At 72.1% G+C, this 13,533-nt stretch carries 1 protein-coding gene (running past both ends of the window); it reads right to left on the bottom strand.

All 13,533 nt of this window come from inside a single coding sequence — locus tag LR394_RS05330, WXG100-like domain-containing protein, on the bottom strand. Of the gene's 71,967 coding nucleotides, 31,001 precede the window and 27,433 follow it; the stretch shown corresponds to coding positions 31,002-44,534 (codon 10,334, partial, through codon 14,845, partial); reading right to left, the first codon wholly in view occupies positions 13,530 to 13,532. The start codon and the stop codon both lie outside this window.

The following is a 13,533-nucleotide window of genomic DNA, read 5'->3' as shown; positions in this document are numbered from 1 at the left end:
CCGGACTCCTCGATCAGCGCCCGCAGGTTCACCCGGGTGACCGGTGTGACGGCGGTCCGCGGGTAGGCCGGTTCGCTGTACTCCCGGAAGCCGACGTCGTAACTGCGCACCGCGCCGCCGGTGCTCTCGCCCTGCTTCGAAAGCTCCTGCAGACGCTCGATCTCGGCATTCCAGCCGGGCTGCCAGTGCGTGTCGCCGGCCATCGGCATCCGCTGCTGGCGGCTGCCTTCGGGCAACGGCAGGCTGCTCGCCGCCACCCGGTCGTCGTGCAGCCGGACCGGACCCGGGCCGATCAGGTCGGCGACCTGGCTGAGCGCGGCCCGGGCCAGGGCCGGGTCGGCGATCTGGCTCACCGAGAAGGTCGGCGGGCCGTCCACCTCGTGCGGGATGTCGTTGCTGGCCGGCAGCAGTTCCGGACGGTCCGAGGCGAGCACCAGGCCCGGAAGGTCGGGGCTGCGCAGCAGGTACACCGGGCCGGAGCCTGGTACGTCGGCGGTGATCCGCTGCGCGTCGGAGTCCAGGATCCCGGTGCGCTGCCGGCCCTCCTGCGGGTCGAGTTCCACCCGCACCTGCTCGACCTCCACCGGCGCGGCCTCGGCGGTACCGGCCTCGCGGGCCGGGGCCTTGCCCTTGCTCCGGGCGAAGTCGATCTCGACGGTCCGGCTGGTCTCCAGCAGCAGGGCCGGGGCCGAGCCGGTGGCGATCTGCTCGCCCTGCAGGTAGCGGCCGCCGGTCACGGTGAAACCGTCGCGGGCCGCGGTCGGGCCGACCTCGATCCGGATCTCCTGTCCGGGGTGCTCCAGCGACGGCACGTGCAGGGCCAGGACCGGCTGCTGGTTCAGGTGGTGCGGGTCCAGCTGCTCCTGGATCGCCTGGACCAGCTCCGGGTCCGGCCGCTCGCCCATCTCGCTCAGCGTGTCCCGGACCGCCTCGCCCAGGATCTGCGGAGTCTGCTCGGGCCAGCCCGGAAGCCGGTCGGACGGCGTGAACGGCTGCACCAGAACAGTTCCCGGGCCGTCCGGGGTCAGCCTGGTGATCACCCCGGACCCGGCGTCCTCGACCGCGAGCTCGATGCCCAGGTCGTCGGCCAGCTGCCGGGCGTCGGTGATCGTGACCCCCGGGATCCGCAGCAGGTAGCGCTCGATGTCACGGCCCTCGTCCGCGAGCATCCGCCGGACCTCGCCCAGCACCTGCGGGTCGGCGCCGGTGATCGCGTCGGAGCCGGCCTCGATCGTGGTCCAGCCCGGCTGCGGGGCAGCCGGAACCCGGATGCCCTCCTGCCCGGCCCGGTCCAGGATCAGGCCCGCCGCGCTCGAGCGGACCGTCCAGTCCGGTTCCACCGGGGGCAGCGGGTCGAGATCCCGGCTCAGGCCGAGGGCGGGAACCGGGGACGGCTCCCGGCTCGGGCCGCCCGAGGGCCCGGACGCGGCCTGGTCGTCGAGCAGCTCCGGCTCGTCGAACAGGGTCTCCATCCTCCCGAACAGCTGGTCCTCGCGGATCACCGGCAACTCCGGCCGCGACCGACGGCCCGAGCGGGCCTGGGACTCCAGGCTGGACTGCGAAGTGCTGCGAATGGTAGACGGCCGGCGCTGGCTGGACGTCTCGGCCACCGGTGCGGCGGGCGGGGGCGGCGGGGCCGGCGGGCGCGGGCCGGCATGCGAGAAGCGCTGGTCGCCCAGGGTGGAGTCGAGTGCCCGGTCGGCCACCCGCTTGGCCCCGAGCCAGTTCATGATCGCCGTGCGGAACGCGTGATCGGCCTGGTCGTAGGCGTCCTGGGCGAGCAGCAGGTCCAGCTGGGCCTGGTTGCGGGCGGCCTCGAAGTCCGGGTCCGGGATCGGCTGCCCGGCCTCGTCGAGTTCCTCCACCCGGTGGTCGTCGGTCAGCTGCTGCAGCTCCAGGGCCCGGGTCAGCATGGTGTGCCGGGCCTGCTGGCGCAGCGTGCCGGTCTTGTCCAGCTCCTTCAGCTGGTCGTCCGGCTGGCGGGTCCGGGCGTCCATCGTGAAGTCGAGCTTGTCCCGGGCGATGTCGGCGTTCATCCGCAGGCCGACGCCGCCCTCGATGGTACGCACGGTCAGCCGGGTGGCGTGCCGGCCCTGGTACACGGTCAGGAAGTCGACGTCGTACCGGACCAGGACCGAGGGCCCACCCCGGCGGACCATCCGGTTCAGGACCGAGGTGTCGCTGAACGCGTCGCGGTCACCGACGCCGCGCACCACCCGGGGGCCACCGCCGCTCTCGCCCCGGCTGTCCGACTGCACCACACCCGGGCCCATCCCGATGTTGGCGCTGGCCTCGTTGGTCAGGTAGCGGGTGGGGGCGGTGATCGAGCGCGGCACCGACGGCAGGTACAGACCCTGCGGGTCCTCGAAGCCCATCCGGAAGTCGCTGCCGGTGGCCACCGTGACGGCGTTGCGCAGCCGGGCGTAGACGGTCAGCCCGCGGCGCGGAGCCTGGAACCCCTTCTCCGTCTCGGCCAGCGGGAGCCAGCCGTGCACCGACTCCGGGCTGCTGATCAGCTGCAGCCGGGTCCGGTCGTCCATGCTGAAGTTCCGGTTCGGCCCCTTGGCCGCGTTCATCAGCTCGCGCAGTTCGGGGGTGCCGAGGAACCACTCGACGTAGGCCTGGGAAGGCATCTGGTGCTGCCGGGCGCCGAGGAAGTTCTGGACGTACTGCTCCACCGTGGCCGGGCTCCAGCTACCGGTCCGGCTGGTCACCCCCTGGTCGGCCGGGTCGGCGGCCTGCCCGGAGCGGGAGGACGCGCCTGGGGCCAACCGGAAGATCGGGCCGCCCGCACCGGTGATCGGCGCCGGGCCGGGCTCGTCGGCCGGGGCGTCGGCGGGCTTGGTGGCGCGCAGCGTGCTGGCCGCCACCTCGACCAGCATCGGCTGCAGCGGCGAGTCCTCGGCGATCTGCGGGGTGCCGTCCGGGCCGGGCACGGTGGCCGGGCGGTCGTCGACCTCGAAAGTGGCGCCGTTCGGCAGTTCCACCGAGAGCCGGACCCGGGTGATCGGGACCCGGAACGCCACCCGGTGCCCGACGATCCAGTTCATCTTCATAGCCCGGCTGGTCTCACTGCCGGAGGCGCTGTTCTCGGACGCCGCCTGGTAGCTGACCCCCGGGTTCGCGCCGACCGCGGCCCGCACCGGCTGCCCGGGCTCGCCGAGGTAGCCGTAGCCGGCGGTGAGCGAGGCCAGCACCCGGTTGATCCGGGCCAGCCGCTGGCTGCGGGTGACCGTGGCGTCGCTGTACAGTTCCAGGTCGCCGCCGTCGGCGATGACCTCGTCGAACTGCGCCCGCGCGGTCTCGACCTCGACCCTGAAGATCGCGGTCTTGTTCTTCCCGGCGCGGCGGGCCGCGTCGGTGTGGGCCTGCATCCGCTGGGCCCGGCGCTGAGCCGACCGGCTGGTCTCGGCCCCGGTTCCGTCCCCGCCCGGGTTCCCGTCGCCGTCCTGGGCGGCGGCGTGGGCCAGACGGTGGGCGGTGGCCATCGCCTGCGGAGTGGGCCGCTGCAGCCGGTTGCTCACCGCGCTGTGGCCGTACGACTTCAACGGGATCACCGCCCCGCCGTCCATCATCCCGTTCAGGAAGCCCGCCACGCCGTCCTCGCCGAGCAGCAGCGTGGCCAGACCCCGGTTGTCCTTCTTGTCCCGGCCGCCGGGCGGGAAGATCATGTCCGCGTACGGGCCCATCCGGGTGATCAGCCGGTCCAGCAGATAGGTCAGGTTCGGCACCTCGGCCGGGAAACCGGCGCCCAGCGAGGCCTTCGGCCCACCCTGCAGGTACGGCGGGGGCTCCAGGGTCATGATCGCGTCGGCCGGCAGGTCCGGCAGCACCGGAACGCTGCCCGGGTCGTAACCGTGCTCCTGCAGCCAGGTCCGGGCCTTGGGCGAGTTGCCCCAGGCGCGGTTGCGGGCCATCAGCCGGTCCAGGCCGTCCAGCAGCTTCTCGCCGGTGGCCGGGTCGGTGGTCACCCGGCGGGCCTGGCGCTCGGTGAGCAGCTCGATCGCGCCGTTGGGCACCGAGATCTCGCCCACCTCGCGGCGGGTGCGGACCCGGTTGGCCAGCGGCGAGCGCGACATCTCGTGCGCGGCGGCCAGCTGCCAGGCCAGGTTGCTGCTGACCACGAACAGGATGTGGGTCGGGCCCTGCACGGTGTTCAGATCGCGGTCGGCGCTGAAGTTCAGGTTCTCGGCGTTGTTCCGGCTCTGCCCGAACCGGCCGTTCAGCGAGGCCTGGAAGTAGTGGCCGAAGGCCGTGCTCCGGCCGCTCGGGCCGAGCACGAAGTCCCACATCCGCGAGCGCACGGTGCCGGAACCCGCGCTCTGGCCGCCGAGCTGGGCCATCTCGCTGAACATGCCCAGCGGCAGCACCTGCAGCACCTGGGAGTTGTCCAGGCTGGACCGGGCCGCCATCTCGACGTTGCGGTAGCGGCGGTAGACGACCTGGGTGCTGAACGAGCTGTCCAGCGCCTCCGGGCCGAAGGTGCCCTCGATCTCGTTCTGGTAGGTGTGCACGAACTCGGCGTCCGAGACCCGGGTGGCCAGGTCGTTCATCGCGTCGAGGACCTGGTCCACGCGGCTCACGAAGATCACCGTGCGACGGTCGGCCGCGTGCCCGGTACCGGGGGTACCGCGGTGGTCGAGCATCGCCGGGCGGGGGTGGATCTGGCGGCCGGCCGGGACGTCGGTGCGGTCGTAGCGGAACGGGCCGATCATCGGCCAGTCGCGCGAGCCCGCGGTGCGGGTCAGGGCCCGGGGCACGGTGATCGTGCCGATCCGGCTGACCACGGTCGGCCGGATCAGCCGGACCTGACGACGCGGGGAGTCGGCAACGATCGCCTGCCCGGAGGTCGAGTCCCCGGCGTCCGAGCCTTCGTCTCCCGGGGTGAGCGTCTCGGTCGTGGTCAGGGCGGTAGTGGCCGGGTCGGTCGCGGTCCGGTCGGTCGCGGTGGTCGTCGCCGCGGTGGTCGTCGCCGCGGTGGTCGTTTCCGGAACCGGTGTGATCTGGTCCTGCGTGGCCTGGCTGATCGTGCCGTCGCCCGTCGTGGTCCCACCCGTCGTGGTGGTCCCAGCCGGCGCGATTCCTTCCGTCGTCGCCTCGCTCGACGTAACCGGTTCCGTCGTCGCCGGTTCCGTCGTCGCCGGTTCCGTCGTCATCGGTTCGGTCGTCGTTGGTTCGGTGGTGGTGACGTCGGCCGGGCTGCTGCTGGCCAGCCGCTGCTGCCGCCGGGTCGTGCCGCCGGCCGCCTCCTGGATCAGCTGCTCCCGGGCCGCGTCGGCCGCCGCGTCCGGACCGGCCAGCCGCCGCGCCGCCAACGGCCGGAAGCGCCGCTCCACCTGCGCCTCGATCACGTAGTGCAGGTCGGTGCTGAACACGTCGGTGGTCGGGTCACCGATCCACAGCGCGTGCCCGCGCTGCACCGTGCCGGCCGACGTCGCGCGGGTCTTCTCCCACTGCATCCGGAAAGCCGCGCCCGGGCCCACGTTCGCGCCGGCGAAACGGGCCCGCAGATCGGTCAGCCAGCCGGCCCGGCGGCTGCGCGCCTGGTCCGACGAGGTGCTGGTGGTGTGCAGGTTGATCGAGCGGACCAGCGCGCTGTCCCAGTGCCCCTGGTAGGTCGGCTCGCCCCGGAACGGCGTGATCGTCACGGTCAGCACGTCGTTCCAGCCCAGCGAACCGCGCTCGAACTCGATCGTCCGCGGCCGCATGGTCACCAGCGAGCTCAGCGTGACCTTCTCGCGGATCTCCAGGTCCTTGTAGTACCGCTCCACCGCCGTGCGGTTGGAGTTGGTCGGCGGGCCGCCCTGTCCCTGAGTCAGTGAGTCCCCGAAGCCCGCCTCCCTGACCAACCCGCGCACCGCGTCCTCAAGTTCGCCCGGAAGGTCGCGCGGCGGAATCAGGTTCACGCCGGTACCCACCGGCGCCTGCCCGTCCTCGAACCAGGCCGGCAACGTGCGGGCCGGTTGCCCGGAGGCCGGGTCGTAGCGGGTCAGCATCGGCTTGACGCCGTCCACCCCCGGCAGGCCGAACCCGGCCGCCTCGAACTTGGAAAGGCTCAGCACCACGTGGATCTCGTGGCCGCCCGGGTTCAGCTCCTGCCAGGTCGAGGTCTCCGGCCGGTAGCTCAGGTCGGAAAGGTTCACGCTGGCCAGGTAGAGGGCCCGCGGGTGGTTGATCTGGTAGCCCTCCTTGTCCTGGGTGGAGTGCACCACGTCGGAGGTGTTGCGCCAGCTGTAGCCGCCGCTGGCCATCAGCCGCCAGGCCAGCCAGGACACCAGGTCGGTGACCGGGACACCCACGGCCGGGCCCACGGCCCCGCTCAGGTCGACCGCCTGGCCCTGGCTGAGCACCACGTTCTGGCCGGTGACCCGGGCCGAACGCTGGTTGGCCGAGCTGCCCACGCCCAGCGGCATCAGGTGGGTGATCGTGGCGCTGGTGTTCAGCGCGGTCCAGTCCTTCTTCTTGGCCCCGCGCAGCGTGGTCGAGTCGAAACGGCCCTCCAGCATGCCGATCAGGTCACGCTGCAGCGCCGTGCCGTGCGAGATCCGTTCGCTGTTCTCCCGGCCCGGGGCGCTGGGCGCGGTGATCGCCGACGGCAGCGCGTTGCGCCGGCTGGTCAGCAGATCCACGCCGATCGGGTTGTCCCCGTCCGCATCGTCCGGGTCGGTGACGAACTCGGTCAGGTCCACCACCGCGTCGATCGCCAGCGACGGCGCGGTGACGATGGCGTCGTTCTGCTGCTGGGTGACCTCGCGGGTGATCCGTTCCGCCTCGGGCGTCCACTGGATGTCCAGCAGGTCCTTCGGGGCCAGCATCTTCGCCGCGCCGGGCACGTTACCGGACTGCGGCGTCTGCCCTGCCTTGAGCTTCGTCGGCGTCAGAGTGATCACGTACTCGAAGCGGATCGGGAACTCCGAGCCGCCGTTGCTGCGCAGCGAGCGCTGGTCGGCCACCACGATGTCGCGCCGGTGCACCACCTGGCTGAGCCAGCCGGCCGACAGTTCCAGCGAGCCACCCACACCCACCGGCGAGAGCAGGGTGATCGCCAGCGGCACACTGCCGCCCTTACCCCGCACCCGTGACTTGGTGCCGGTGGCCGAGCGCCGCGGGTACATCTCCTGCCGGTGCTGGGTGTTCGGCTGGCTGAGCGCGCTGTCCTGCCGCACCTGCCGCAGCTGGATCCCGACGTCGACCTGGCTGCGGGAGCGGCGGCCGAACAGGTTGGGCCGGTGGGCCCGGGCCTCGATGGTGATCGTCCGGCCGTCACCGAAGAAGCTGTCGAACTCGTGCACCATCGGCTCGGTGATCCGGCCGATCTGCGAGTCCTCCATGTTCAGATCGAAAGCAGTTGCCAGGGAACGGATCCGAGCCACCATGGCAGCGATGTTCTGCACATCGGTGGTGTTCAGCTGACCGGCAGCCCGGGGGAAGTACGGCACCACCGAAAGCGTCGGCGCCGGCGGCCCGTCGGACGGCGCGATCCGCAGGGCGGGACGGCGGGACAGGCCGGACGTGCCACCGTCGCCGCTGTCGGTGGTCGAGCCGGTGCCCGAGCGGACCGGGGTGATCCGGTCCAGGCCGGCGTCCCGGCTCCCGGACGGCACGATCGGGTTCGCGGCCAGCGAGTCGGCCAGCGCCTGGGCCCGCGGGTGCAGGTCGTCCAGGCTCCGGGTCTGGCTCTGGCGCAGCTGCGGCAGCCGCTGACCGAACAGCGTGCGGCGCAACGACTGAACACTGCTGTGCCGGTTCACCGGCGGCCGGGACCGGCGGCTGCTCTCGGCGCCCGCGTCGTCGGTCAGCGTGGTCGCCACCGAGACCGGCCGGGGCAGCAGGTGCAGGTGATCGGCCTGGTTCAGCAGCCATTCGTTGACCGCGGCCGGGTGCTCGGCCGCCTCGGCCAGCGGCCGGAACCGCCCGTCCGGGCCCAGATCGGTGATCCCGGCGACGTGCTCCCAGACCTGGTTCACCAGCTGCGCGGCCTGGTCCCGGCGCAGCTGACCGAGCACGTTGTCGGCGCTGACCAGCACCACGTCCATCTGGGCGAGCTCGTTGCCGGCGTCTACGGCGGTCTGGTCGATGGCAGCCACCTGCTCCGCCGACGGCGCCCGGTAGTGCCGCTGGTCGCGTACCTGCTGGGCGGCCAGCACCCGGACCACGGCCGGCACGCTGTCCACCTGCAGCCGCTCGATCGTAGCGCCGGTGCGCTCGTAAGCGTTGTTCAGCTTCCGGTCGGCGAACCGAGCCCCCCGCGCGGTCCGCAGCAGCTGGTAACCGTCCTGCGTGCTCCCCGTCGTCTCCCGCCCGGTGGGCCGGGTCTCGTTCAGCGGCCGGGCCCGGGTCGGGATGTCGTGCCCAGCCAGCGAAGCCCGTCGCAGCAGACCCTGAGCCGGGTCCTGCCACGGAGTGACGGCCGGCGCCGCGTCCTCCTCGCCTCGCGGCGAACGCTCCGCGGGCGGCACCGTCATCGGCGGGTTCAGCGGGCGGCGGGGAGCGGTGGGAACGTACGCCAGGTCCCCAGCGCGCTCGTACCGGTAGACCCGCGGCGTGCCGTCAGCGTTGAAACCGAACTCGGCCGGCGACAGTTCGGCGTTGCGCTGGCGGGTCTGCTCCCCGACGAAGTCTTCGCCACCGATCCGGCGGCGCAGCCCGGACCAGGTGATGTTGCTGACCCAGTTACGCGGGCCGACCCGGTACTGGGTGTAGGCGGAGAAGCTGACCACCGGCACGCCGGGGTTGCCCGGGTCGGCCTCGCTGGTGGCCCGGATCGTGACGCTGACCCACCGGTTCGAGGGGGCGATGGTACGAGACTCCTGCCTGAGGACGATGGTGCGCACCTGGGCGCGGCCGTCCGGTCGGGGGGTCACCAGCTGGGTGAGGGCGCTGGTGGTCACCTGCTGTTCGATGGCTGACTGAAGGCCTCGGTGCCAGCGGTTGCCCAGGGAGCTGTCGAGCGCGCCGATCTCCTCGAGGGAGGACTGGATCCGGCGCACCAGGTTGTCGCGGATCGGCAGGCCGATCCGGAAGTCGGCGGCGACGGGGGGCATCCGGGTAAGGACGTCCTGCTCACCGTCCCGGCGCGGGTCGCCCTCGGGATCCTGGTCACTTTCCCGTTCCTGGTCCCCCTCACGGCGCGAGTCCCCTTCGCGCTCGCCCTCACGCTCACCTTCGCGCCGCGCGTCACCCTCACGCTCACCTTCACGGCGCGAGTCACCCTCACGTTCCCGGGTGCTATCCCGCTCCCCCTCGCGGTTGCCTTCACGAGTCCGGTCACCGTCCCGGGCCGAGTCGCTCTCCCGGCTCCGGTCACCCTCACGCCGGATGTCGTCCTCGCGCGCGAGCTCGCCATCCCGAGCCGAGTCGCCTTCACGGACCGGGTCACCCTCCCGAGTCAGCTCACCTTCGCGCCCAGTGTCGCTCTCCCGGAGCGGATCACCATCGCGCGCAAGCTCACCCTCCTGAACCAGGTCACCTTCCCGCCTGCTGTCACCCTCCCGCGCAAGATCGCCCTCGCGCACCGCATCGCCTTCACGCGCCAGGCCACCCTCCCGAGCCGAGTCACCCTCTCGAGCCAGGTCACCTTCCCGCCTGGTGTCACCCTCCCGCGCAAGATCGCCCTCGCGCACCACATCGCCTTCACGCGCAGAGTCACCTTCACGCGCCGGGTCGCTCTCCCGAGCCGGGTCACCTTCGCGGGCCGAGTCACCCTCGCGGTTCCGCGCGGGCCGCTCTCCTTCCGGAGTGTCGAGGTTCTCCCCCGGCTCCGGCGATTCACGAATGGTGTCGAGGCGGCCATCGTCCTCACCCCGGAAGTCGCCCTCCAGCTCGGCCGTGACCGCCCGCAGGACCATGTCGTGCAGCTGCTCCGGCGAGATCCGCTCGGTGCCCAGCACTTCGGGGTCAGCCAGGTCCGCCGGAACGAAATCAGGATCGTCCGAAAGCAGTTCGCCGAAACGGTCGACGGCCGGCTCCACGACGTCCTCGCCGGACCGCCGGGTGGTCTCCTCGCCGGAGCGACCACCGGAATCCTCGGCTGCCGGGTCGGCCGGGCGCAGCCCGCTGCCCTCACCACTGTTCTCAGAGGTTCGGACCTCACCGTCGCCGGAGTCCGGATCCGTGACCAGGCCGGCCACATCGTCCGTTGCCGAATCCCCGGAACGCTCGCCCGAGCGGTCCTGGGCGCCGCCGAAGAACGCCGCCAGCGAGGCAAATCCGTCGCCGGCCGCACCGCTGGTCGGGTCGAACAGCGCCTGCAACTGCTCCAGCCCGGACGCCCGGAACACGTCGGGGTCGATCTGGGCCAGGCGGTTGAACTCCTCCGTCAGGCTGTCGGCCGGACGGCCGTCGCCCTCGAGCATGGCCGCCAGGGAAGCCATCTGGCCCGTCGGGTTGCTCGGGTTGCTCGGGTTGCTCGGGTCCAGAATCCCGGCCGGGTCGGCGGAATCGGAGTCGGCGGGCGTGCCCAGGAGTGCCCGCAGCACCGCCGCCAACTGGGTGTTGCCGGCCGCGGGAGCGGCGAACACTTCGGGATCGATCTGGGCCAGACGGGCGAATTCATCCAGCACCGCGTCGGTGGACGACTCGCTGGCCGTCTCGCTGGGCGGGCGTACCGTGCCGCTGCGCAGAAGCGTGGCCAGCGAGGCGAACGAGTTCTCGGCCGGGCGACTGGAGGGGTCGAGCAGGTCGCTGGGGTCGATGAGGGACGGGTCGAGCGCCGGACGCAGTGTGGCGACCAGTTCGTTGTTCGCCCGGGTTTCGAACGGGTCCGCGTCGATCTGCGCCAGACGGGCGAATTCGTTGTCCAGTGCGTCGTTCTCGGCTAGCGACTGCTGGTCCGACGGCGTCGATTCGCCGCTGGAACGCCCGGTGGACAGCATCTGGCTACTCAGCACCACCGAGCCACCGGCCAGCCCGGCTGCGCCTACGACCGGAGTGCCGTCCGCGCTGAAAGAGGCCGAGGCGGAAGCAATGCGCGGGGTACGGGCCGGCCAGACACCGGGCCGGGTGGCGGCCGTTTCCTCGGTGGGAAGGCCATCGTTCCAGCGCCCATCGCCCGGGGGCAGCGACGATTCGGCGGACTGGACGTACCAGCTCTCGGCTGCTTCCGGATCAGAATCCAGGACGTCCGCCGGTTCAGCGTCAGCGCTGCTGTCCATGGTGAGCAGCGAAACCGTGTCCGGAGAGCCTTCCGGCAGAGCGCCGGACATCTCCTGCGTCAGCGGCTCGGGCAGCTCTGTACCGCGCTGGTCGGCCAGGAACTTGGCGGCCTCCCAACGAGCGGTGGCCACGGCCGCCGCCCGCTGCTGCTCGTCGATCTGCACGCCGAGTTCCTCGACCTGCTGCCGCAGCTCCTCGATCTCGTCGGCCCGGGCGTCCCGCTGGACCCCCTCGTCGACCGGGCCGTCATCGGCGAGCAGAGCGTCAATCGACTTCTCGTCGGCAACGGGACCGAACTCGTCCTTGGTCTCCAGAACGTCACTGTCCCGGAACTCCCGCGTACCCGCCGCGTCCGAGGTCTCGGCCACCGCACCGCCGGCCGAGACCTCGATGCCCTTTTCCTCGAAGCTCTCGGCGTCGCTCTCAAGGTCAGCCTTCTCCGAGGTACCCAGCTCGTCCGGCCCGACCCGGCCGTCCACCCCGACCTGTGCCTCGAGAAGCCGGTCGATCCGGTACTGCGCGGCCAGCCGGGTCTGGACCAGGTCGTGCAGCTTGGTCAGCTCGTCCTGCAGCAGGGCGTGCTCAAGAGCAGGCTGGGCCGCGCCCTCCGGCACCGTGATCGGCGCCTGGCCCTCGGGCAGGCTGAGGTCGGGCAGAGCCGAGACCGGCACCCGCAGGCGGGCTCCCGCCGGAACGTCCACCCGGATCGTCCCGGCCGCCGTCTTCACCAGGTACCGCAGGTCGTAGACCAGGGCGGCGTGCTCCTCGGTCACGCCCGCCCGGTTGCCGGTGTAGGCGCTGCCACCGAGCTGGTCACCCACGTACTTGGTGGTCTGCACGGTCGGCAACGGCACCGCGGGCGTGGCCGTGGTGGCGACCGCGCTGACCACCGGCACACCGGCCGAGCCGACCCCGACCGTGCGGGTGCGGATGTCGCGCTCGTCGGACTCCATCGCGGGCGGCGGGGCCAGCACGTCGGAAGCCGGGTTGTCGGTGAAGGTCTCGGCCTGGCCGACGGTTCCGTCGAAGCGCGGGTTCAGCATCACCGCCTGCACGGTGACCCCGCGCAGGACCTCCGTGGACTTCTCGTGCACCGAGCGCAGCATGCTGTGCACGCTGGCGATCGTGCTCATGTCCTTGACCCGCTGGTCGGCGGCGAACCGGTCGGTGGTGTCTGGGCCGACGACCGAGTACACGGCGCTGCGCAGAGCCGAGCGCAGGGCGTCGCGGCCCTCGGTGGGCTCCGGCGTGGCGTAGCGGTGCGGCCAGGGGGCCGCGCCGACGGTGTCCGGGTCGGGCTCCGGGGCGGGCCGGTTCCTGACCTCGTCCGGGATGTCCTTGATCAGCTTGCCCGGGCTGCGCCGCGGTGTCTGGTCGCGCGCCGGGACCGGTTTGGGCTCCGGCTCGGGCCCACCGAACTCCGGCGGGATCGGCTTGATCAGCTTGCCCGGGCTGCGGCGGGCCGGCTCAGCCGTGATCTCGACCTGGTTGCCGGGGTCACCCTGGAGGCCGGCCAGGGCCTCGTGCGGGTCGTCCGGCGTGACCTCACCGTCATGGGTGATCTCGACCTCGCTCGTGACCTGAATCTCGAACGGAGTTGCTCGGCCACCCAACTCGGCCGGGATCGGCTTGATCAGCTTGCCCGGGCTCCGGCGCGGCGGTTGGGCCGGCTCGGCGGCGGGCGGGTCCTTGATCAGCTTGCCCGGGCTGCGCCGCAGCCGGTTGTCCAGGGTGATCGGGCCGGCCTCGGGGTGGGTGTGCCGCAGGCCCTGGGCGTCGAACTGACGCTTCATCGTCACCTGGTCGGCCGACACCGAGAACTGGTGCCGGACCCCGTCCACCAGCATGTCCAGTTCCAGCACGAAGTCGCCGGTGACCTCGGCCACCGCCCGCACCCCGGACGTCTTGTGTTTCACCGAGCGGGAGAACCCGGAGGCCCCGCTGGTCGACTTCTCCCGGATCGAGGAGTTGGTCAGGGTGCCCTGCGCCGCACCGGCGTTCACCCCGGCGGCCGCGCCCTCACCGGTCTGGGTACCGGCGAACTGGCTGTTACCGCCTTCGGAACCGGGCGCCACGGTCATCTGCGGGCCGGCGGCGATCTCGTTGTTCCACCGGCCCAGGTGACTGGAGCCGTCCATCGCGGCGTTGTCGACCTCGGTGGTGATCGAGCCGGGAGCGGTGTCCAGGCTGTCCACCCGGACGTCGGTGCGCGGGACGAAACTCAGCGTGGCCCGGCCGATCCGGACGTCGGAACGGCTGTTCTCCGGCAGCAGGTCGGCCGGTACCCCGTCGAGCAGCGAGGTGCCGTGCCGCTCCGGGTTCTTCAGGATCTCCTGCACCCGCTCCAGGTTGTGGGCCCGGACCGGACGGCCGTCGCTG

The organism is Kineosporia babensis, from assembly GCF_021129305.1.
GTDB lineage: Bacteria > Actinomycetota > Actinomycetes > Actinomycetales > Kineosporiaceae > Kineosporia > Kineosporia babensis.
Note: the sequence above shows the minus strand (reverse complement) of the source record. Positions and strands in the feature narration are given on the sequence as shown.